The sequence below is a fragment of the Streptomyces sp. NPDC001880 genome, from assembly GCF_053594575.1.
The window spans coordinates 19,772-42,318 of sequence record NZ_JBSFET010000055.1 but is presented as its reverse complement, the minus strand read 5'-3'; the positions used below and the strand labels follow the sequence as shown (position 1 = coordinate 42,318).

Sequence of the window (22,547 nt, the reverse complement as noted above, 5' to 3'; positions counted from 1 at the left end):
AACCGGACGCTGACACGGAACACCGTCCACCACACCGAACGCCGTCCGCAGCGACTCGTGCCGCCCCAACAGATCCTCGAACGCCCGGCGCAGCACCGCCACATCCAGCGCACCACTCAGCCGATACACACCCGGCACCGCATACGCACCATGCGAACCACCAGCCTGAGTCGTCAGCCACATCGCCAACTGCCCCGACGACAACGGATACCACTCCGCAGCGGGCGCACATCCGATCTCGTATCGGCTCAGATTGCTGTCCACACTCACTGCTGCCTCGTTCCTGGGGGTGATGGTCGGGTCGGGGTCGCTGGGGGATGCAGGGCTCATCGCACGAGCTTTTCGACGCGTGTGTCGGCCAGATCGGCCCGAGCGATCACGACATCTCCGGTGTCGGTGCGGCAGATCAGTTCCAGAGCTGTGTACCGCTCCCAGTTGGGCAGCGCCTCGCGTACCAGGGGCGCCACCCGGTGCAGGAAGTGGGTGGCGGGGTGGACCTGGTCCGGGTTCTCGTCGCATCCCGGACGGCCGGCGGGCTTCGACGCGACGTCTTCGATGGCGATCTCGCGAACAACCTTCGCGTACTGCGACCAGCGCACGAGGGTGCTGGTGCCCTCCGCGTGCAGCAGGTGGAAGAGGCGCTGCGGATCCAGGCTGCCGTCCGCGGGCCGGGCCACGATGTCCTCGGTGTACTCCTCGTCGACCCAGGCGCGCTGCCAGGCCCGGTGCCGGCCCTTCGCGGCCCGCAGGGCGCGGGCGTGCAGTTCGGCGCGGGGCGGCAGTGGCAGCCGGTCGGCCGCCCGCGTTCCGTTGGAGTACATCGGCACGCTGGTGAAGGGCCATTGCTCGGACTCGGTCACCAGGACGTACAGCAGGGCGGCGGCGAGGAGCCAGCCGATCGAGGCGAGGACGGTGGCGCCCGCCCCGTCCGGCGTCGTCGCGTGAGGGGCCGGTGTGTCACCGGTGACCAGGGAGACGAGCCAGGGCCAGTCGAGCAGCAGCAGGTAGCACCACATCTGGACCCAGTAGGCGGGCATCATCACGCAGAGGATGCCGAGGTGCAGGCAGACCCAGCCCAGGATCAGCGGCAGGCGCAGCTCCGAGCTGAAGATCGCGGCGAGGGATCCCAGCTCCAGAACCAGCGTCCCCCAGGCCGCCAGGCGGCACAGCGCCGGGCTTTCGGTCATCAGCCGGGACAGCCACGGCCAGCGGGCCACGGGCGCCGACTGCTCCAGGTAGAAACGGAGCGCCGAGCCGTCCCGCCACCCGTGCCAGCCGTACCGGACTTTCGCCACGCCGCCCGCGAACATCGTGTATGCGAGCATCACCAACAACAGGGTCGGTGCGAAACCGGACGTGAGCACGGAGTCCTCGGAGAGGAGCAGGGGCCAAGCCGTGTGCCGAGCGAGCAGACCGTCGAGGGAAAAGTCGTATGACACGGAGAAGCTCATGCACAGCAGCGCGTAGAGCGCCGAGTGGGTGGAGTGGTTGGCGCCGAGAGCCCCGGAGTTGACGGCGTGCAGGAAGGCGAAGCCGAGGAAGGTGAGGGCTCCGGTGACGGGCTGGAGGAGACCGAGAGCGGCGGCAGCCCACACCACCACCGTCAGTCTGGCGACGAGGCGCAGCACCGGCGGTCGGACCCAGCGGATGCCGAACACCCGCAGGGCACCGGGAGCCGTGTAGAAGGCCGGTTGGGTCTTCTCGACGATCCTTGCGGAGGAGAGGGGAGACGGCTGGTCGACGAGGCAGATGACCAGAAGTCCCGCGTAGAAGACCGCCCGGAGCACTCCCGGGATCGATGGCATTGTTTCGAGCCACCAGTGCGTGATCATGTGTAGGTCCATCCGTGGGTGAAATCCGGCTGGTGCCGTGACCGGCAATGTTTGTCCCATGAGGAGCGTCGTCCGGTGCGTGCGATCGCAAGGCGACCGGAAGTCCTGGTAGCGGAGCTACCTGGGCTCTTGTCCAACGCCGCGAGCGTGCGTGCTGGGCGGCGCGACGGGGCAAAGCTTGCCGGGTGGGGCAACTGGTGCCGGGTGGGGCACTGGAGGTGTGTGCGTGGGTCGCCATCGGCGGCCGTGGCTGCTGCTACCAGCGGCGGGTCTCGGCGAAGAAGTCCGCCACCTCGACCGCGGTGCCCGCCCGGCGGGCACGGCCCAGGACGTGGGCGCCCACGGCGAGGTCGAGCACGCCGAGTCCGAACGGGGAGAAGATCACGGGTCGGGTGTCGGGTGTCACCGCGCCCTCGATCACGTCGGCGAGCGTGCCGGTGACGAAGTCCCGCCCTCCGGTGACCTGTTCGGCCAGGTGCGGGGAGGTGTTGGCCTTCATGCAGTGTTCGACGTCGTCGAGGATGTTGGCAGCAGCCAGGATCACCTCGGGAGCCAGGTCGCGCAGCGAGATGTTGAGTACGAGCTGGCCGGGCTCGAAGGGGGTGTGCACGTAGGGGACACCCGCAGTCGTGGTGAACACGACGGTCTGCGCCGCCAGCGCGCTGTCCAGGGAGGAGGTGAACGCGGCCGGCGTGCCGAGGGTGTCCCGAATGTGTCCGGCGAGGGCCTGACCGGAGCCCTCGTGCAGGTCGTGGACCAGGTAGCTGTCGGGGCGCACACCCGCGGCGTGCAGATAGTCGCAGACGTTCCGCGCGATGATCCCGGCGCCGATGACGGAGACCGTGGTGCCCTGGTAGCCGCTGGGCCGCAGGGTGGTTGCGGCGACCGCGGCGGACGCGGCGGTGCGGGCGGAGCTGATGGTCGCGGCCTCCAGGCAGGCCACGGGGTATCCGGTCTCGTAGTCGTTGAGGACGAGGACGGCGGAGGCCCGGGGACGGCCGGCGACGGTGTTGGCCGGGAAGCTGGAGATCCACTTGATGCCGGCGAGCCGGACGTCAGCGCCGAGGAAGGCGGGGAGAGCGATGATCCGGGAGTCCGGCTTCTCCGGGAACCGCAGGAAATAGCTGTCCGGATTGACCGACTCCCCGGCGCGGTGCTGCACGTAGGTGCGGCGTACGAGCTCGATGACAGCGGCCCGGTCCTCCTGGAGGATCTCGTGGACGACGGGTCCGGGGACCATGGTGAAGTCGAACATGGGGGTTGCGGTTCCTTTGCTGGGAGTCGGGAGCACGACGCTCAACCGGCGTGCGGTGCGAGGGCAGTGGTGCGGACGAGGCGCACGGGCCCGAGGGGGAGCAGCGGCTGCACGGGGCGCAATCCCTCGGGGCCGAAGTTCGCCAGCACCCAGGGGTCGTCGTAGATGGTGGAGAGGTAGCGGTCGCCCATGTCGGGGGAGATGCACACCGAGCGCAGGGTCCGTTCGGGGTCGTACCGCTCCAGCCACTGCAGGGTGCCGGCGACCACGGTGCCGGTGGACCCGCCGAAGAGCAAGCCGCGTTTGGCGAGGGTGCGGCACAGCCGGACCGTGTCCAGCTCTGTCACGTGGATGAGGTCGTCGAAGACCTCCGCGTCGAACAGGGGAGGCTTCACGGCGGCCCCGAGGCCGGGGATGAGCCGGGTTCCGGCCGGCCGGCCGAAGGTGACCGAGCCGACTGTGTCGACGGCGACGAGCCGGGCGTGGCTGCCGCTGTCGCGGAAGTAGCGGGCGCAGCCCACGGCGGTGCCGCCGGTGCCGACGCCGACGAACAGTACGTCCACGTCGGGCATGTGCTCGAGGATCGCCGGGGCCGTGCCCTCGTAGTGGGCACCCCAGTTGGCGGGGTTGCTGTACTGGTTGAGCCAGAGGTATCGGTCGTCCTCGGCGCACAGGGCGCGCACCTGGTCCAGGCGGGCCTTGAGGAATCCGCCTTCGGGGTCGGGCTCGTCCACGACCAGCAGCTCGGTGCCGAGGGCCCGCATCATGGCGGCCGTGGTCTCGTTGCATCGGGCGTCGGTGACGCACACGAAGCGCAGCCCCTTCTGCGCGGCGATGACGCTCAGCGCCACACCGAGGTTGCCGGAGGAGGATTCGACGAGGACGGAGTCCTCTCGCAGGAGGTGGCTCCGTTCGGCTGCGGCGACCATGGTGGCGGCCGCCCGCAACTTGATCGAGCCGGCGAGATTCAGCCCCTCGCACTTCATGTGGAGAGCGTGGCCGAACAGCGGCGCCAGGTCGACGAAGAGATCGGAACCTTTCGTCTCCTGCGGAGCGGTCGGAGGGATCACAGCCCAGCCTCCTGTCGTGCTCCCGCGCCGGGGGCGGGCGCGTCGGCCCGGGATCCGGCCCTGACCGTGATCACGGTGTCGGCGGCTGCCAGCAGGTCCGGGTTGTGCGAGACGACTATCCAGGCCCCGGGCCACTTCTTCGGCAGGGTCTGCCATATCGACCTGGCGGTGGCTCCGTCCAGCGAGGAGTCGCAGTCGTCGACGACGTACAGCTCCGCGGGACGGCACAGCATGCGGGCGAGCGCCAGGCGCTGGCGCTGGCCGCCGGACAGGCGGCTGGCCGCTCCGGAGTCGAGCCGGGTGTCGAGACCGTCCGGCAGCTCGGGCGAACCGGGGCGCAGGTGCACGGCCGCCATGACCTCGTCGAGGTGCGCGTCGGTGATGTCGTCGGCGCCGAGAAGCAGGTTCTCCCGCACGGTGCCCGGCAGGAACCGGGACTGCTGCCGGGCGTGGCCGACGGACGGCGCGCCCAGCCGGCTCAGGTCGCCGGTCACGTCGGTGCCGTTCCAGGAAACGCGACCCTGCACACCGGGCTGGAGTCCCAGCAGGCCCCGGACGAGCATGCTCTTGCCCGACCCGATGTCGCCGGTGAGGGCGACGAGTCGGCCGGGGGCGACCTCGAAGCCGACCGGCTCGGGTGCCGTCACCCCGTCGGGGGCGGTGCAGGTCAGGCCGGACACGGTGAGCAGGCGCAGCGGATCCTCGGCAGGGGCAGGCTCGGAAGCGGCCGGGGGCTCCTCGGCCTCGGCCGATCCCGCCAGCTCGGCGAGACGTCCGTACGAGACCTTGCCGCCCTGGTATCGGGCGAGAATCTTGCCGAAGAAGTACATCTGCTGGCCCAGCCAGCCCGCGTACGTCAGGAAGAGCACCAACTTGCCGACGGAGAAGGAGCCGTCGGCGATGCGGGCGCTGACCGTGAACAGCACCACGGCCGTGCCCACCATGACGAGGTTGCGGAAGAGGTCTGACAGCAGGTCCAGGTAGACCTGGTGGCGCAGCTGCACGTCGCGCCGCCAGGCGAACCGCCGCTCCAGTGCCTGGAACCTTCCGTCGATCGTGTGAGACAGCCGCAGGTCGCGGATGCCGGTCAGGACATCGGCGATCTCGGATCCGACCACGCCCTGGCGTACGCGGGTCTCGGCCTGCAGCTCGGCCACACGGTTTTTCAGGACGATGGAAGCCCACAGTCCGCCGAGCAGGAGCAGGAGCGGAATGGTCATGACGAGGTCGCTGACCGCGAGGACCGCCACCGCGATGACAAGCAGCACCGAGCGGTAGATGAGGTCGGTGGTCCACTCCAGCAGTCCGCCGATCTCGTCGCTGTCGTCGCGCAGCCGGCTGATGGCCTCGGCGTTCCCACGGACGGTGGCGCGGGCCGAGGGTTGGCGCAACAACCGCCGCAGTACGTGGACCTTGATCCATGCGCTCGTGCGGAAGATGAGCGAGAAGGTGAGCTGGAGCCCGGCCCACAGCACGGCAGCGCGCAGGGCCATCAGCGCGACGGCTGCCGCCAGCAGCCACCAGATGCCGCTGCCGCCCAGGGGCCCGTCGGCTCGGTCCAGCATGCTGGAGATGATCACGCCGACCAGCAGCGGTATGCCGTAGACGGCGCTCCAGGCCGTCATGGCGGTGAAGTACAGGGCCTTCAGTCCGGTTCCGCAACTGTGCAGGAACCGGCCGAACGCTACGGTGCCGAGCTGAGCACCTCGATCGGTGGTCACCGGATTGTCCCTCCTGCGAGCGCGCCGGGGTCGCCGGCCGCGCCGCCCTTGTCAGTGGCGTCGGTGAACTCCTTGACGCAGCCGGCCTCCATGGCCATGACGCGGTCCACGCCGCGCAGCGCGCCGGTGCGGTGCTCGACCATGACGACCGTGCAGTCCCGCACCACGGTCTCCAGCAAGCCCGCCCAGATCCGCTCGGTCTCCGGGTCGAACCGGGATGCGGCCTCGTCGACGATCAGCAGGCTGTACGGGCGCACCAGCACCCGTGCGACTGCCAGGATCTGCATCTCGCCGTCGGAGAGCCCGCGCCCCCCCGTTCCGATCCGGGTCTCCAGTCCTTCGGGGAGCGCGCGTACCCAGTCGGCCGCGTCGAGCCGTTCAAGTGCCTCCCACACCTTTTCGGCGGTGACCGAGGTGTCGAAGAGGGAGATGTTCTCCCGGACCGTGGCGGAGAAGACATGGGCGCGCTGGCTGAGCACGGCGACCCGTTCGGCGAACCGGCCAGGGGGGAGGCCGCCGACCTCCACCCCTCCGACGAGCACCCGGCCCCGGTCCGGTCCGGCCAGCCCGCACAGGAGGTTGACGACCGTGCTCTTGCCGGCACCGGTGGGCCCGATGATGCCGAGGCTGCCGCCCGGCGGGACCCTGAACGACACGTCCTTGAGCACCGGGGTGCCGTCGTAGCCGAAGGAGACGTTCTCGAAGACGACCTCCAGCGGGCCTTCCGGCAGTCCTGCTGCCTCGCCCTGCGGTGCGGCAGAGCGGTGCTCCCCAGCGAGCCCCCGGGCCGCAGTCTTCAACACCGCTGCCATCTGCTGGAGTTGGCCGAACTGTGAGGACATTTCCTCCAGCGGGCGCTGGAGCAGGTCCACGTACAGGTAGATCATCGTGAGCGTGCCGATGGAAATGGCGCCCAGCTCCAACTGCCGCAGGCCGAAGCCGAATCCGATCCCGAAGGCCAGTGCGAAGCACAGCTGTGTGACCGGCCAGAACGCGCGTCCGCTGATGTAGGCGCGGCCCTCGGTGCGCAGCAGCGCGTCGAGGCCGGAGCGGGTGTGGTCCGCCGCCCAGTCCGAGCGCCGCATCAACAGCAGTTCGTCGCGTGCGGCCAGCGAGTCGCCGACGAAGCCGAAGAGACCGGCCTGCTGCTCACGGGCCGCCTCCCAGCGGGTCACGGAGCGCCGGGCCATACGCGTCAGCAGGAAGCACACGGCGACCACGAGGACCGAGATGGTCAGGCCCGCCACCGGTACCACGAGGGACATCGCGACGATCGTGCCGACCGCGAGCGCGATGTTGCTCAGCAGGCGGAAACCGGACTCGGCGATGGCCTTGCCCACGATGTTGGCGTTTCCGTCGACCTGCTCCAGGGTCTCGCCGACTTGGCGGCTCTCCACTTCCAGGACCGGGCGTTCGACCGCGGCCTGGCGCAGGAGCCGGGCACGCAGCCGGTCCGCGATGCGCCAACCCGCCTGCACAGCGAGAAAACTGGCGCCGATGCGGGCGGCTCCGGCGACGACTGCGAGGGCGAGGTACCAACCGGCGACCGCCATGAGGACCGACTGGGCACTGCCCGCGGAGGCCTCGTTGACGAAGTGTTGGACAAGCCAGGGTCCGGCCAGGGTGGCCAGGACGCTGGCCATGAGGACGACCAGGGCTCCGGCCGCTACCGGGCGGACCGGGCGCGACTCCCGCCACAGCAGGCGGAGGGCCGAGGCGCGCGGCTCACTCATCGAAGGGTGCTCCTGACTGAAGAAAGGACATGGGTGATTCCCAAGGGCGGACCCGTAACCCCTGGTGGATCAGCGCGCGGCGTCGGATGCGGTGCATCGCAAGGCGGAGGGACGTCCGCATACGGGATGTATGCGAACGTTCCGACAACGCGGCGAGAAGTGGGGTCTCCCTGCTCGAGCGCAGCCGAGAGCTTGGGGAAGCAGCTGTCGTCGTGCGCCCGCCAGGGGTTACGGGACAGCCCTCAGGGGTGGCCGGGCCTCAGCGCGAGGCGGCTCGGGTCAGTCGGCCGGCTGCGCCGCCGCGATCCGCCGCAGCGCCGTGTGCAGGGCGTCCCGGAGGCGGTCCACGACTGCCGTGTCGACGCCGTCCTCCCGCCACAGGACGACCAGCTGCCAGGACCCGTCGGCCGCCGGGACGGCCTCCAGCATCAGTTCGATGGCGGTGCGTGGCGGTCGCAGACGTACCGGCTCCACCGTCACCTCGTCGCCCAGACGGACGCGTGGCGGTTCGGTCTGGAGCACCACGAACGTCTGGAACCACGGGTGGCGGTCGCGGTCGGGGCCCAGCTCCCGCACCAGCTCGTCGAAGGGTGTCCGGGCGTGCGCCAGCCCGGCGACCACCCGGTCCGCTGCACGCCCGACGAGTGCGGGGGCGTCCTCGTCGGGGTCCACGGCGAGCCGGACGACGAAGGGGTTGACGAAATAGCCGATCGCTGTCTCGACGGCCGGGTCGAAGCGGCCCGCCGTGACCGATCCGAGGGCCAGGTCCGCGGAGCCGAACGTCTGGGACAGGGCGTGCGCGGCGGCCGCGAGCAGAGCGGCGAGGACCGGCCCGCCGTGCCGGGCGGCGGACCGCGCCAGTCCGCCGACCGTCTCGGCGCCGACCGTCAGGACGGTCTCCAGGCGGCGGGCCTCGCCCCTGCCCGCGGGGGCGGGCAGGAACGGCTTCGGGGCCGGTTCCAGTTCGGCACGCCAGAAGGGCAGGTCCCCCTTCGTCCACTCGGCCAGCCGGTTCGCCTCCCACCCGCTGTAGTGGCCGTGGGCGAGCCGCCCCGAGGGCCGCTGGGGCGTGTGTCCGGCCAGCCGGGCCCGGTAGGCCTCCCGCAGGTCGGCGAGCAGGACCGATTCCGACCAGCCGTCAAAGGCGATGTGATGAGCCTGAAGGCACAGGAGGTGGCGGTCTGCGTCGATGCGGCACAGCCGGAGCCGCAGCGGGACCTCGTCGTCGAGCCGGAAGGGGCGATCCCACCAGTCGGCCGTCACCGCCTCCGCGAGTTCCTGGAGGGTGCGGTCCTCCACACCTCCGGGGAGTTCGGTGATCTCCATGTCGACGGTTGCCTGGTCGGGCGGCAGGATGCGCTGGACGGGTGCCTCGTCGAGCCAGGGATAGGTGGTGCGCAGCGCGGGGTGGAACCGGACGGTGTCGCCGAAAGCTTTGGCCAGCCGCTCGCGGTCGAGCGGGCCTGTCAGCGCGTAGGCGAGCACGATGAGGTTGTCGGCCGCGCCGGGTGAGGACATCTCCGCGAGCCAGAATCGCTGTTGGGCGTGGGTGAGGGCCGCGGTGGTGGGTTCCGGCTCGGTCTCGGCGGAAGACAGGGGGAGCTGTTCCGCGGGCGCGAGGGCGCCGGTCGCGCAGTGGGCTCGGACGGCGCCCACCGAGCGCAGCCGGTAGACGTCGGACGCGGTCAGCCGGGCGCCGAGGCGCGTGCCGAGGCGGGCCGCCAGCCGGATGACGTCGAGGGAGTTCGCGCCGGCCAGCACGAGGTTCTCGTCCGCGCCGAGCTCGGGCAGTCCGAGGAGTTCGCGCACCTCGGCCAGCAGCGGATCCGCTTCCGGATGCGCAGCCCCGGCCCCGGTGGTGTCCCCGGCTGCCTCCTCCTCTCCACGCGTCTGCTGCACCAGCCGGGTGACAGCGGTGCGGTCGGTCTTGCCGGTGGGACTCAGCGGAAGCCGTGCGAGGTGGTGGAGCAGAGCCGGGACCATGGCGTCCAACAGGTTGCGTGCGGCGAAGGCGCGCAGCTCGTCCGCGTCCACTGGTCGCCCGTCGACGGTCGTGTACGCCGCCGCCGGCACGGCACGGCCCGGCCCCCGCTCGACCGGGACGGCACATGCCGTCGTGATCGCGGGATGCGACTCGAGTACGGACTCGATCTCACCTGCCTCGATGCGTATCCCGCGGATCTTGAACTGGTGATCCGTGCGGCCCCGGTACCACAGCAGGCCCGCCGCGTCGCGGACCGCCAGGTCGCCGGTGCGGTAGTGGCGCGTGCCGTCGATGTGGACGAAGCGCTTCCCGGTCTCCTCCGGATTGCCCGTGTAGCCGAGCGCGACGCCGTCGCCGGCCACGGCCAGCTCGCCCTCGCAAGCACCGTCCGCCCCCGGGGCTGCTGGCAGGCCGTCAGGTCCCAGCAGTACGACGGTGGTGCGCGGCAGGGGGGTGCCGATGGGGATCTCGGCGCTGTCCTCCGCCACGTCCTGCAGGCGAATGACGTGGTGGGTGGCGAAGATCGTCGCCTCCGCCGGCCCGTAGCCGTTGACCATGTGCAGGCCGGGGAAGCTGCACAGGACCCGGCGGGCGGCCGCGACGGACACCCGCTCGCCGCCCGTCAGCAGCAGGCGCAGCCTGCCGAACAGGTCGAGGCGTTCCTCGGCCAGCACACTGAACAGGGAGCTGGTCAGCCACAGGCTGTTGACGCCCAGGGCGACGGCCCGCTCCAGCTGGTCGGCGTCGAGGGACTGCACGCCGGGCTCCATCAGCACGCTGCGGCCGCCGTTGAGGAGCGGGGCCCACACCTCCAACGAGAAGCCGTCCCAGGGGAGTGGGGCCGCCTGTAGGAAGACGGTGTTCCGGTCCAGTGGGATGGCGGGGCAGTTGACCAGGGTGCGCAGGGTGCCCCGGTGCGGGGACAGTACGCCCTTGGGATTGCCGGTGGATCCCGAGGTGTAGAAGACGCTGGCCGTGCGAGTGCCGTCGGACTCCGGTGCGGGCGCCTTCGCCGGGTCGCCCGCCAGCAGGGCGGTGAAGGGGGCTACGGGGATGCCCTCGGCCTGCGCCGCCTGCTCGGCGAGGCCGGGCTCCGCGGTGACGAACAGGTCCGTGCCGCGGACGGTGTCGAGGATGCGGGCGACGGGCCAGTCCGGGGCGAGCGCCACGTAGGCAGCACCGGCCCGGAGCACGCCGAGCAGGGCGATGACCAGTTCGGGCGACCGCGCCATGCGTACGGCGACCCGCCCGCCCGATGCGACGCCGTGCTCGCGCAGGGAGGCGGCGACGGCGTCCGCCCGTTCCGTCAGCTCGCCGTAGTCGAGCGTGCGGTCGCCCTGTTGCACGGCGACGGCGGAGGGCCTCAGCCGGGCGTGATGGGCCACGACGCGCTCGATGCGCTCACCGTGGACGTACGGCGAAGGGGAGGAAGGCATGGCAGGCACCGTGTTCTTGACGGGAGGGAGTCGAGGGACCTTCGGGGAATGGGGCGGCGGCCGGGCAGGGTTGCCGCACCGCGGCCGCTGCGGCCGCGGTGCGCGGTCAGACGACTTCGACGGGAAGCCGGGTGATACCGAGGATGAAGTTGGACCGCAGCCTGCGTACCGGTCCGGAGGGCCGGAACCGCAGCCCCTCCTCGGCGAACCCTTCGAAGAGCCGGGCCAGTTCGGCCTGGGCGACGGGGGCGCCGATGCACCGGTGCAGCCCGGCCCCGTACGACATGTGGCGGTTGGGAGAGCGCGTGATGTCGAAGACGTGGCCGTCGGGGAAGACACTCTCGTCGCGGTTGGCGGAGTAGTTCCACAGGGTGACCGATTCACCGCGCCGGAAGGTCACGCCGCCGTGCTCGACGTCGCGTTCCACCACGCGCTGCACATAGGCGTTGGTCGAGCTCCACCGCAGCATCTCCTCGACGGCCGTGCCGACGAGTTCCGGCCGGCCGAGCAGCTGCTCGTACTGGTCCGGATGGTCCATCAGGGCCACCAGGCCGGTGCAAGCCGTGTAGGACGAGGTCTCGTTGCCACCGACGGCGACATTCATGCAGTTGTAGAAGATCTCTTCCTCGCTCAGCCTGCGGCCGTTGACCTCGGCCTGCAGCAGGCTGCTGACCAGGTCCTCCCCCGGGTTGCGGCGGCGCTCGGCAAGGATGTCCGCGAAGAACTCGAAGACCTCCGCCTGCAGCCAGGCCAGCCGCAGCCGCTCGTCGCCGCCGGTGTCGACGAAGACCTCGTCGCGGTAGCCGACCATGCGCCGGGTCACCCCGATGAGTTCATGGGCGGCCTGGTGGCCGATGCCCATGATCTCCATGAGGGCCCCGGCCGGCAGCTCGGTGGCGATGTCGGTCGCGAAGTCGCAGCCGCCGTCCCGGCGGGTCCGCTCCAGGGCCTGGTCGAGGAGGCCGGCCACCCGTTCGGCGACTCGTTTGGCAACGCTCGTGGTCATCGCCGGGTGGATCACCTGCTTGAGCATCCGGTGCCGCGGCAGATCGGTGGAGACCAGCATCTTTCCGGCCGAGGTATCCGCGTCGCTGCGGAACGAGCCGCCCACGATGGCACCGCGGGCGGAGCCGAGCGCCTCGTGGTTGCGGTACGCCCACATGACGTCGTCGTACCGGGTAAGCGCCCAGAAGCGGCTGCCGTCGGCCCCCTCGTTCCAGTAGATCGGGGACTCGGTGCGGAGCCGGGCGAAGGCGGCTGTGTGCCCGCCGCTGACGAACAGGTCGACATCGGTGAGGTCGGTGCGGTCCACGGCTGCCGCGGCGTGCGGCGCGTGCACGGTCATCGGCTGTCCGTCTTCGCCAGGGCCGATTCGACCACGGCCGCCAGGTCCTTCAGGACGGGGTTGTCCAGCAGTTCCGGGAACGCCAGCCGGGCGCCCAGCTCGCGGTTGATCCGGTGGTGCATCCGGAAGGCCTGCAGCGAGTGGCCGCCCAGGCCGAAGAAGTCCTCGTCCCGGCCCACGCGCTCCGTGCTGAGCAGTTCCTCCCAGAGCCCGGCCAAGTAGCGCTCGGTCTCACCGCGCGGCTCCGCGTAGGCGGCCGCCCGGCACTGGTTCTGTGCGAGCAGCTCGCGCAGCGCGTCCAGGTCGCGCTTGCCGTGCGCCGTGGCCGGTATCTCGTTCTGCACGATGAATTGGCCGGGCACCATGAAGTCGGGCAGGTCCCGCTCGGCGAGGGCACGCAACTCCTTGATGCCGAGGGAGCCTTCGAGGACGACGAACGCCACCAGTCGGCGGTCGTTGCCCTCGCCCTCGGGCAGCACCACGGCCTCCTGTACCTCGGGGTAGCGGCGCAGGGCGCACTCCACTTCGCCGGGCTCGACGCGGTAGCCGCGGATCTTCACCTGGTTGTCGGCGCGGCCGACGAAGACCAGGGCACCGTCCTCCCGCTCGCGGGCCAGGTCGCCGGTGCGGTACATGCGCAGCGTCCTGCCGTCCTCGTCGGGCACGGCGAGGAAGCGTTCGGCGGTGAGGTCGTCCCGGTCCTGGTAGCCGCGGGCGACACCGGGGCCGGCCACGAATATCTCGCCGGTCTCCCCCGGCGCCACCGGCCGCAGCTCCGGGTCCAGGACCCGGACCGTGGCCCCGGCGACCGGACGACCGATCGGTACGACGCCGGACTCGGCGTCCTGCAACGTCACCAGGTGCGCGGTGCAGGCGGTGGTTATCTCGGCCGGCCCATAGAAGTTGTACAGGCGGCCGGCGAACCTGCCACCGAGCAGCGCGCGGCACGCCGAGGGCAGCAGCACGTCCCCGCCCGCACCCAGCACGCGCAGCGACGCGAAGGCGTCCCGGTCCTCGCGGACGACGTGGTTGACCACCATGGTGGGGACGAGCATCGCGGTGATGCCGTACTTCTTCATCTGGCGCTGGAAGTCCGCGGCGAGGAGGTCCGGCACCGACGGCAGCACGACCGTCCGCGCACCGGCCGCCAGCGTGTTCCACATCTCGAAGTGGAAAGCGTCGAACGACACGCTCGACACCTGGCCGGTGCGGTCCTCCGGGCGGAGCGCGGGCATAGCGGCGTTGAGGGCGAACGACACCAGGTTACGGTGTTCCAGAACGATGGTCTTGGGTTCGCCGGAGGACCCGGAGGTGAACAGCACACTGGCCGCACTCTCCGCGTTGACGATGCCGTGGCCGCTGTGGCCGTCGAAAGCGGACCGGTCGCCGACGGGCACGATCTTCGCGGTCAGAGACGCGAGCCTGTCCTCCCAACCTGACTCGGTCAGGACGACCTTGGCGCCGCTTCGGCTCAGCATGAGGTCGCGGCGCGCGTCCGGGTAGCGCGTGTCCACCGCGACGTAGGCCGCACCGGCCTTCAGGATGCCGAGCACGGCGACGAAGAGCTCCACCGAGCGACTCACGTACAGGCCGACCCGGTCCTCCGCACCCACCCCGTGGCTGCGCAGCATCGCGCTCACGGCGTCGGAGTGCCGGTCCAGCTCCGCGTAGGTCAGTGTCTGTCGGTCGTCACCAACGGCCGCGTGCTCGGGGAAGAGCTGCACCGAGCGGCTGAAGAGCTCGGTGAGCGTGCCGAGGTTGGTAGTGGTTGTCACTGCTTCCTTCCGGTGCTGTCCGGTGCTGTGCCCTCCAGCCGGACAAGCTGATGGGTGCGGGTGGTCCGCGCGCTGTGGAGGGCGCTGCGGGAGGGTGGGGGTGGCGCTGCCCGTGCCGGAGGACGCCGGCTCGCGCTTGCGGAAGGGCATTTGGCAGAGCGGCGACCAGGGCGGGCAGGAGGGGGGCTCAGTCCCGGCAGGTGATGTTCTTGATCGAGTTCGTGGGCTTGGCGGCGCCGTCGAGGGCGGTCGCGGCCATAGGTCGCCGTGGAGCCGGCGCCCGGCGGTGCCGAGAGGACGACCCCCAGGGCCGGCAGCGCGACGGGGGAGAGAGGCACACCGAGTTTGCCGGAGACCAGAACAGCGGTCTGGAACATGGCAGAGCTCTCCAAGCGACGCGGCGGGCGGGGTTGGTCAAGGGCCGCCCTGGGCTGGGGCCTTGGGCCCTGACTGCAATCAGTTTGGCCACCGCGCCGACCGCCGCCTAGGGCTCGCCGGTGGCCGCATTTGTCCTTCGCACATTCCGGCCAGGATCCTGCGGGGACCGGAGCATCTGGTCGAACACCGCAGGTACGAGGGCGCAGGAACAGCCCAGGATGAGGCTGTGGCGTAATGTCGGCTCGGCCGCCAGAGCTCGTTCCGCGACCGCGCGCGCCGCTTCCTCGGAGGCGACGGCGGACGGGGCGCCGATCCAGAAGCCCACGGTGAGCAAGCCGTCGTCCTCGGGGTGGACGCTCAGGTGCCGCACCATGTCCTCGGGCCCGGCCTGGGAATGGAATACCTGCTTCAACCAGTCGGACTGAGTTGTCTGTCCTACGAGTTGGACACGCACATGGACCAGATACATGGATCCCACCCTGCCCGAACGCAACGGCAACAGCAGAAGGTGTCCCGGGACTTTTTGTGCCAGGGCCTGAACCGGCCAGCGGGGGTCCGGGTGTTACCTTCACGGCAGTGTCTTGGTGGGGACGCCGGGGCCCGGGTTCGTGCGCGGCCCGGCGTCCTGCCTGTTAGGGGGATCAACCGATGCTGGAAGTGCTGGGGCTGGACGAGACCTGCGAGAGCGTGTACCGCGCAGTCCTCGCGTATCCGCAGGCAGACCTCGCGGAACTCTGCGAGCGACTGGGGCTGTCCGAACCCGGACTGCGCCAAGCTCTGGACCGGCTCAGCGAGTTGGCGCTGGTTCGGCCTGCTGCCGACGAGCCGCGCCGGTTCCGCGCCATCGACCCGGAGGTCGGCATCCAGGCGGTCATCGCGCGCCAGCAGGAACGGCTGGCAGTCGAGCAGCAGCGCATCGAGCGGATCCGGCTCGCGGCCGCCCAGCTGTCGGCGGATTTCACCGCCGCCCGCATCAGTAACCAGATCGAGGGCATGGAACGCCTGTGCGGCATCGATGACATCAGAGAGCGCATCGCGCTGCTGGTGCGAGACGTCTCCACCGAGGTCATGACGCTGGCGCCGGGGGGCGCCCAGAGCGGTCCGAGCATGGAGGCGGCCAAGCCCCAGGACCGGGCGCTGCTGGAGCGCGGCGTGAGGATGCGGACGCTGTACCTGGACAGCGTCCGCAACAGCACCGCCACGGTCTCGTACGCGAAGTGGCTGATGAGCCTGGGGGGCGAGGTGCGGACGACCCCGTCACTGCCCATCCGGCTGATGGTCATGGACCGCCGTGCGGCCGTCGTGCCTATCGACGAGAGGAACAGCGCCGCCGGGGCCGTTGTGCTCAAGGACAGCGGAACCGTCACCGCGCTGTGCGCGCTCTTCGAGACCATCTGGAAGAACGCCGCGCCGCTGGTGGAAGTGTCGCCTCGGGAACGGGACGAGCGCGGCCTGACTCCGAAGGAGGGGGAGGTGCTGCGGCTCCTGGGCCAGGGGCTCACCGATGAGGCCGTGGCCAAGCGCCTGGGCGTGTCCCCCCGTACCGCCCGGCGCATGGCGGCGGATCTGCTGGACATGCTCGGAGCACGCAGCCGCTTCCAGGCAGGTGCCCAGGCCGTGGCGCGGGGCTGGCTGACCGGTGCGGAGTAGGCGGGCGCACGCCCCGTCCCGACCGGCGCGGAGTCGGCGGGTGGCCGCCCCGTCCTCCGGGACGCGGGATGCGACCGTGTGTGGTGAAACAGGCGGCCGGTCGATCAGGAATCGAGAAGCGCGGATCACGGAGTTGCCCCTCAGGGATGCTCCGTGATGCCTCCCGCCCCGTCCTGCCCTTCGCGGCTCTGGTCCGAGGACGGCACCGACATGACCGACGATGATCTGCTGGCGGTCCTGCAGGGAGTTGCCCGGCTCGCGGCGTCTGCGGTGAACACGGGTGGCGGCCTCTACAGTTGGAGCTTCTGACGACCCGTCTTCGAGGGCAGCTCGCGTTTGACGCCGCTGCACGCCAAGAGCTCGGTCCCAGTGGCGTCGAAGTACAGCGTGAAGTGCCACGACCGGTCTGCTGTGTCGATGATGCCGGTGCGCAACTGCTTGTCGCGGTGCTGAGCGAGGATCTCAACGGTCTCGTCGAGGCCGAGGGTCGTCAGGCCGATCTTCAACGACCGCCTAAGCCTCGTCGCGGCGATGCCGGCAACCATCCAATGAGGCGCCTCGTTGTCCCAGACCACCACCTGGCCGCCGGCGGCGATGGCGTCGCGTGCTGCCTTGCAGGCACGGGTCTGGTCGGTGAGCATCGCGGTGATGTCGGGCTGATTTGGGCTCTCGTTCTCGGCGGCCATGCGGTGACTGTAAGGGGCGAACGCGGGCGGTTGCTACAGGATTCGGTGTGGCCTGCGCGGAGCCACTGGACCACTCCATGCTTCCCCCCGGTCCCACCACGCCTCCGCCCGCCTCGGCACCCCCGGACGGCAGCGCTTCGAGAACGCCCGCGACCCAGGCCGCCGCGCACGCGCGGACCTTCCCGCCCGCCCCGGCACAGACCCGCCGCTCGCAGGCCACGCAGTCGGCCGCCAACAGCAAGGCCTCCCGCAAGATCGTGGTGCGCACCTGCCCGGGCTGCGGCGCCCAGTGGTGCCCCCTGCCCGGCGGATATACCCGCAAGACCTGTCGGGCCCCGGAATGCATCCGCGCCCTCGCCTCCCAGGCCACCCTGGACCACGCCCGCCGCCATGCCATGACTGTCCGCCCGCTGACCGACCAGGAACGCCACCGACTGCGCACAATGACCGGCCCTTTACTGAAAGACCTGGTCAACAGGTTCAAGAGCGATGACGGGATCTGCAGAGAACGCTCGCCACGGCGGTGGGCATCAGCGAAGCTTGCCTGTCACGCTTCCTTGCCGGGCACCGTGTGCCGAGCACCGACCACCCCCGCCCCACAGCGTCAAACGGTGCTGCAGAACCGGAGAGCGTGCCTCACCACGGTATCGCCGGCCGGATGGGCCCGGGGCCCCTCCGGCCGGAACCGCCCAGCCGTCGGCCGGGTGCGGGGTGATGGTGCGGCAGTACTGGCCCCCGGTCGGCCGCCCCGAGCCCTACGGCCCCGGGCGGTGTCGCGCGTACGGCACAGCGCTCCGGCCGCCGGCCATGTTGGCCAGGACCAGCTCCTCGGTACCTGAGGACCTGTCGCGCTCCGCGTCCACAAGTCGAGGCATGGCAGGTCAGCGCCCTGCCTCGACTTGTCTGAGGCCGGACATCTACGCTCGATGCCCGGGCGGCAGTGATCGCGCCGGACGGGTTCTGAGGGGGATGTGCGATGCGCGCTGGGTGGATCAGGCTGTGGCAGTGGACGGCGTGTGGCGGGATCGGGCTGAGTCTGTATGCGGGCTGGTTGACGTTCGATGACATCCGGGACCGCGCTTCCAGCGAGCGCGACATCAGCGCGGCGTGTGATCGGCTTGTGTCCGGGGCCGCGGTGATGGACCTGCAGGGCGGGATGGTCCGGGCAAAGGGCAGCGACTACGACGAGTTCAGGCTCGATGTCGGCGAGCTGCCCGGTTCCTGCACCGTCTACAAGGTGCCTGGTCCCGGTAAGACCACGGGCCTGTTCACCTTGACGGTGCGGGACAGTGACACTTCCGAGCCGTTGTACTGGATCGGTGATGACAACGCTCTCGAGCCGTTCCGCGACAGTCGAAGCAGTCAGAAATCCGATGTCACCGCGATCGCCGACCGACGCCCCGAACCGCGACCAATCGGCGATGGCACCCTGGGCCGGTACGGAAACTGGTACACCACCATCCGCGCCGAGTGCGGCCCCGGCAGCCGCACGACGGCCCCGAAGCTGCTGAACGTTACGGCCCGCGCCGACTACGAGGACGTCTCCGCAGCGGACCGCGAGCGCCTCGCCCACATCGCCCGCTCGGCCACCGAAGAACTCACCAACCGGATCGGCTGCCAGAGCCAGCTGCCCGCCCTGCCTGACCACCAACTGGCGCCCGTACCGTCTGGCCTCCGCCCCGCGCAGGCGACGGACGGTTCATGCCGCTGGTTCGCCCGACACATCGAGGAGCGAGGGCAAGGCCGGCTGCCCGACCGCGCCCTCGCGGCACCCGCCCTGGACGCGTCCCCCATCGAAAGCTGCCTTCTAGCAGTCAGCCCCGACCAGGTGGGCCGTATCGCCGGCGGCTTGCACGACGACGACCGCGATTACGCACGCAGTGCGCTCACTCACTCACCGTGGTGGCTGCGCACCGCCTCCTACTTCGACGCAGAGGCGCGCACGGTGGGATACGACGCCAGATTCGGCGAAGACGAGATCATCACAGCGGGAACGGCAGGACACGCAAGCGGCGCGTGGTGGGCCTCCTCCATCTGCGACGGCAAGCCCGCCCTGCACACCCTCAGCTCCAGCTACACCTATGACAACGTGCTCAGCCCCCAGACGCTGTCGGCCCTGTTCCGTGCGTACGTTGACGACATCACGAAGCGGCGCGGCTGCACCCACGTGACGTATCCGGACGCGAAGGACTTCCGTGCCCCCTGAACACCACCCCGTACTGAGCTTGATCCTCATGGTCTGGCCTGGTCGCGTTCGGTAATGGTCCCGGGCCGCCTGACCGTTTTGCCCACCTTGTAGCGGGTGGTGGAGTGTCGGTTCCTCGAGCCGGGCGGCTGGCCGGGGCCGGGTCGGTTGGGCTTCGGTGCACGGGTCGGGCAGGGCAAGTTGAGGCGGAGGTTCCTGAACCCCCGGCGGACCCGAGCGGGAGTGAACCGGCCGGGAGAAAATAGCTGGTCACAGCATCCGCACCTCGGTCTCGGGGGAGCTTCGCCCACCAGCGGTGATAGTGGCTGTAGCCCTCCACCTCACGGTCGCTGAGGAGCGCACTCAGGGACTGGGCCTCCGCGGCAAGTCCGTCCCAGGTAGCAGGAGACAGGGAATGGAAGGCTGTGGTCTCGATGCCGCCGTCCACCGGGCGCCACACACCAGCGACGTAGCCGTCCACCAGCACGGTGGGCAGTATGTCTCCGTTCCTGCGGATGACCAGGGGGCCGCTTCTCGACCCATGCCTGCATCTCGGCGTCCGCTGGGGTCAGCCCAGCGTCGGCGAAGCGTCGGCGAAGCGGAAACCGGCCGGGAGGCGTCCCTTGGCGCAGGCCCCAAGGCTCCCGCGCCCAGCATCCGCGCCGCCCAGGCCGACCTGCTTCCCAGGCCGCTTCGGCCTTGCCACGGCGCCGGGGCATCGCCGCCACGATCCTCCGAACGCCGTGACCAGGCGGCCGATCGCCGACGACGCGGCGGGCCGGTCAATCCCCTTCCGTACACCGTCACCTGCACGCGCGATATCCCGCCCTCCCGAGATCGGCGACGATGTGCTCACGAACTGTGCACACCAACCAACGGAGGGCCCGTGACCCGTTTTCGCACCGTGATGCGGCACCTGATGCGTGCGGCTGTGACCACCTGCTGCGCCGCTGCTCTCGCCGTCACACAGGCGGCACCGGCCCACGCGGCAAGCCGCACAGTCCGGTTCGACTTCCAGCACCTGTGGCTAACACCAGAGTTCGACACCGGCTCCCGGGGCACCGTCACCTTCACCGTCAACAAGTGCAACTCCCCCAAGAACCTCACGGTGCTACTGCGGCGCACCGACGGTTTCAACTACATCTCCGGCCGTGAAGTCATCAAGTGCCGCGCCGGTCAGAAGATCAATTTCACCCAAGAACCGTCCGGGACATACGAGTTCGAACTCGGCAAGCTCGATGACGGCGACTACTTCAAGGGCAGCGCCACCTACATGTTCCCCTCGCCCCGGTAGATGTGGGGCGTGGGGATCTTTCTGATGAGCAGTGGCCGGCGGTGGAATCGTTGCTGCCCGCGGATGCCGGTGAACAGCCCGGACTGCTCGACCTCTCGGAAGTGCGGCGCCGCGTGGCCATCATGGACGAACTCGCCGAGGTTGAGGTTCCCCCGAGTATGCGGAGGATGGTGACAGAGGGTCATATGGGTCACGGTCGCCAAGGTGCGCGACGGCCATCCGAAGGAGACGGCCGCTTTGCAGGCGGTGGCCGACACGCCTTGGGCCGCCGACGGATCTCCGTGGCCCTGGCATGGAAGGCGGAGGTCAGGGCTCCGGTGGCCCGCAGCAGGTTGTAGGTCATCGCCCACAGGGTCAGCCAGGCCGCGTTGGCGTGGAAGTGTCCCGAGGGCAAGTGGGTTACCACTCCGAGTGATCAAGTACGAGGAGCCGTTCGGACCCCGAGGTTAAAGATCAAGTTAGCCGTGCCGGGCCCGATGTCGCAGATAGTGGGGCCGGTTCAGGCGTCGCAAGGCATGGGAAGAGTGCCGCACCGGACTCGGTGCGGCACTCTTTTCGCTGCTCAGAATTATGCGGGGGAGAGGGGGAACAGCCGTGTCGTACAGCCGCCCACCCGAGGTCGCTCGGAGGAGTATTCTTCTTCCTCCCGCCGTATCGAGCACAATGACACTCGGGGAAGCTCAAGCTCAGGTAAGGCGTTGCGCGATTTCCATGGCCGCTGCGATCATCCCACCGGAGAAGAGCACGAGAAGGCAACTGCTTCCCCCACCTCTGCTCTCGGGGGCGTTCTGCTGGGCGGCCCACCTCTGGGCCGCTTCCGGTCCTTCTGCGTGGTAGACGTCGCCTGCCGCCCGACCCCAGCAATACCCGCATTTCCATCCACCGAACGCTGCTTCTTCGCGACCGCACTTCGGACACGTAGCCACGCGCTTCCTTCCCCCTGCTGGCGCTCCACTCCCAAACCAGAGTAGGAAGGACCGTGCTTCTTCAGGAAGGCAGAAACAAGACTCTCGCCGAGTCCTGCGGCGAGGTCGGATCGAATTATCGGCTCAGGTCCTGCCTGATTTCGGCCCCGGGAAGGCCGCCAGCGGAGCCCGCCGAGTCCGTCGGCCGGACCGCTGCCAGGAGCATGCGGAGGGCGGGCAGAGTGCCGTTCTGGCCTTCACCCCGCCCGGCCCGGAAGGCCGCGCCCATGAGCGCGATATCGACGCGAAGCACCAGTCCGCCTGTCATCAGAACCGTGCAGCCAAGGTTCAGGAGTCGATCGCGGCGGCGGTCGCCTGCTCGGCGGTGCCCGGAGGTCACCGCCGAGCACGGAGTGGAGCTCCTCACGAAGCCCTGGGACCGCAGAACGCACGTCGAGGGGGGTGAGCTCCAGCTCCCGATCGCTCCAAGCTACGGCGAAGTGCCAAGTAGTGCTCTGCAATCGGGACAAGGCCCGACTCTGCAAGGACGTTCCGGCGCGAGGCGTGCCTGTGGCCGGCCGACGCGTCGGTGCTGCTGCTGGTGCGCGGCCGGCCGTGGTCTACGGTCGATGCCGCCCTTCTGACGCGGGCCTGTGCCCGCCTTGGCCCACGCCCCCGACCCACACCCCCGCCCGCCTCCACGCCGGGCAGCCCCCCGCACGCGCGGGAAGGACCATGATGAACACCACGCCCTCCCAATCCAGCCCCGACCCGGCGCCCACCCCCGACGAGGCCGGGCCCGCCCTGGACGCGGCGTCGCTGACCGCCCTGCGCGCCCCAGCCGTACGGCATCTGCTCGCGCTGCGCGCCGAGCGCCGTCTCACCCGCGCCTGGACGGCTCCGCAGCGTTCGTCCGGCTCCCCGGAGCAGCCCAGGTGGTCCTGAAGGCCGGACAGGCTCTCGCGAGTTCGCTGAATGCCTTGACGGTGGCGGCACCCGGCAGGGCTTCGACATGGTCGCTCGATGCCCGTTTGTGTGTTGGTGACGTTTGTTCGTTTCAAGGCGCCGATGGCCAGGTTGCGCAAGGTCCATTGCTTGCGGTGCGTTGCCGGTCCGAAGCTGGCCGACGACATCCGCGGCCCGGCGGAGCCGGCGCCGGACGGCGCGCCGGAGGATACGTGCAGGGCGACATCGAGGCCTGGCTCGCGCACGCCCTGGTCGCGCACCGCGGGTACTACCGCGACCAGGCCACCCGCGAGAAGGCCGCCGGCCTCCTGCCCCCGCCGCTACTCGCCCAC

General features: G+C 70.1%; 15 protein-coding genes and 2 pseudogenes. 4 read left to right on the top strand and 13 right to left on the bottom strand.

Translation table 11 applies throughout. The features are described 5' to 3' along the window. The 10 genes from ACWCQ6_RS25170 to ACWCQ6_RS25125 form a co-directional block, all read right to left on the bottom strand. Positions 1-264: condensation domain-containing protein (locus tag ACWCQ6_RS25170; RefSeq protein WP_451092749.1), on the bottom strand; the 264-nt coding region annotated here is incomplete at its 3' end. A 62-nt stretch (positions 265-326) separates the two neighbouring features. After that, complete coding sequence (locus ACWCQ6_RS25165; RefSeq protein ID WP_451092747.1) at positions 327-1,832, bottom strand: hypothetical protein; 1,506 nt, start codon at positions 1,830-1,832, stop codon at positions 327-329. A 256-nt stretch (positions 1,833-2,088) separates the two neighbouring features. Continuing rightward, positions 2,089-3,087, bottom strand: coding sequence for a 2,3-diaminopropionate biosynthesis protein SbnB (gene sbnB, locus ACWCQ6_RS25160; RefSeq protein WP_451092745.1), 999 nt, complete (start codon positions 3,085-3,087; stop codon positions 2,089-2,091). Between the two features lie 41 nt (positions 3,088-3,128). Beyond that, entirely contained in the window at positions 3,129-4,157 is a 1,029-nt protein-coding gene (gene sbnA / locus ACWCQ6_RS25155) for a 2,3-diaminopropionate biosynthesis protein SbnA (protein ID WP_451092743.1), read from the bottom strand. Continuing rightward, on the bottom strand, positions 4,154-5,878 hold the full coding sequence (locus ACWCQ6_RS25150) for an ATP-binding cassette domain-containing protein (RefSeq protein WP_451092741.1): 1,725 nt from the start codon (positions 5,876-5,878) through the stop codon (positions 4,154-4,156). Before ACWCQ6_RS25150 ends, sbnA begins: the two co-directional genes overlap by 4 nt. Continuing rightward, the gene (locus ACWCQ6_RS25145; RefSeq protein ID WP_451092739.1) at positions 5,875-7,611 is read right to left on the bottom strand and encodes an ABC transporter ATP-binding protein; all 1,737 of its coding nucleotides are present in this window, start codon (positions 7,609-7,611) and stop codon (positions 5,875-5,877) included. The genes ACWCQ6_RS25150 and ACWCQ6_RS25145 overlap by 4 nt, the downstream gene beginning before the upstream one ends. Before the next feature lie 279 nt (positions 7,612-7,890). Continuing rightward, complete coding sequence (locus ACWCQ6_RS25140; RefSeq protein WP_451092737.1) at positions 7,891-11,031, bottom strand: AMP-binding protein; 3,141 nt, start codon at positions 11,029-11,031, stop codon at positions 7,891-7,893. 106 nt (positions 11,032-11,137) lie between these two features. Then, on the bottom strand, positions 11,138-12,376 hold the full coding sequence (locus ACWCQ6_RS25135; RefSeq protein ID WP_451092735.1) for a cytochrome P450: 1,239 nt from the start codon (positions 12,374-12,376) through the stop codon (positions 11,138-11,140). After that, the gene (locus ACWCQ6_RS25130; RefSeq protein ID WP_451092733.1) at positions 12,373-14,151 is read right to left on the bottom strand and encodes a non-ribosomal peptide synthetase; all 1,779 of its coding nucleotides are present in this window, start codon (positions 14,149-14,151) and stop codon (positions 12,373-12,375) included. Before ACWCQ6_RS25130 ends, ACWCQ6_RS25135 begins: the two co-directional genes overlap by 4 nt. 484 nt (positions 14,152-14,635) lie before the next feature. After that, positions 14,636-14,941 carry a hypothetical protein gene (locus ACWCQ6_RS25125; protein ID WP_451092731.1) on the bottom strand — a complete coding sequence of 102 codons (306 nt, stop codon included), beginning with the start codon at positions 14,939-14,941 and terminating at the stop codon, positions 14,636-14,638. A 236-nt stretch (positions 14,942-15,177) separates the two neighbouring features. On the opposite strand from ACWCQ6_RS25125, the gene ACWCQ6_RS25120 reads away from it, so the two are divergent. Continuing rightward, a complete protein-coding gene (locus ACWCQ6_RS25120; RefSeq protein WP_451092729.1) occupies positions 15,178-16,179 on the top strand; it encodes a helix-turn-helix domain-containing protein in 1,002 nt (333 codons plus the stop codon). A 290-nt stretch (positions 16,180-16,469) separates the two neighbouring features. Here ACWCQ6_RS25120 and ACWCQ6_RS25115 read toward each other — a convergent pair whose 3' ends face one another. After that, positions 16,470-16,865, bottom strand: coding sequence for a hypothetical protein (locus tag ACWCQ6_RS25115; RefSeq protein ID WP_451092727.1), 396 nt, complete (start codon positions 16,863-16,865; stop codon positions 16,470-16,472). A 1,051-nt stretch (positions 16,866-17,916) separates the two neighbouring features. Between ACWCQ6_RS25115 and ACWCQ6_RS25110 the strand changes: the two genes are divergently transcribed. Further along, a complete protein-coding gene (locus tag ACWCQ6_RS25110) occupies positions 17,917-19,071 on the top strand; it encodes a hypothetical protein (RefSeq protein ID WP_451092725.1) in 1,155 nt (384 codons plus the stop codon). Positions 19,072-19,097: 26 nt separating this feature from the next. On the opposite strand, the pseudogene ACWCQ6_RS25105 reads toward ACWCQ6_RS25110, so the two are convergent. Further along, positions 19,098-19,304, bottom strand: a pseudogene (locus ACWCQ6_RS25105) (NF041680 family putative transposase); the annotation flags it as partial. A gap of 41 nt (positions 19,305-19,345) precedes the next feature. Beyond that, positions 19,346-19,576, bottom strand: a pseudogene (locus tag ACWCQ6_RS25100) (DNA glycosylase AlkZ-like family protein); the annotation flags it as partial. 360 nt (positions 19,577-19,936) lie between these two features. On the opposite strand from ACWCQ6_RS25100, the gene ACWCQ6_RS25095 reads away from it, so the two are divergent. Both ACWCQ6_RS25095 and ACWCQ6_RS25090 read left to right on the top strand, forming a co-directional pair. Next, positions 19,937-20,344, top strand: a complete 408-nt coding sequence (locus tag ACWCQ6_RS25095; RefSeq protein WP_451092723.1) for a hypothetical protein — start codon at positions 19,937-19,939, stop codon at positions 20,342-20,344. A 1,640-nt stretch (positions 20,345-21,984) separates the two neighbouring features. Further along, a complete protein-coding gene (locus ACWCQ6_RS25090; RefSeq protein ID WP_451092721.1) occupies positions 21,985-22,194 on the top strand; it encodes a hypothetical protein in 210 nt (69 codons plus the stop codon). Positions 22,195-22,547: the final 353 nt, after the last annotated feature.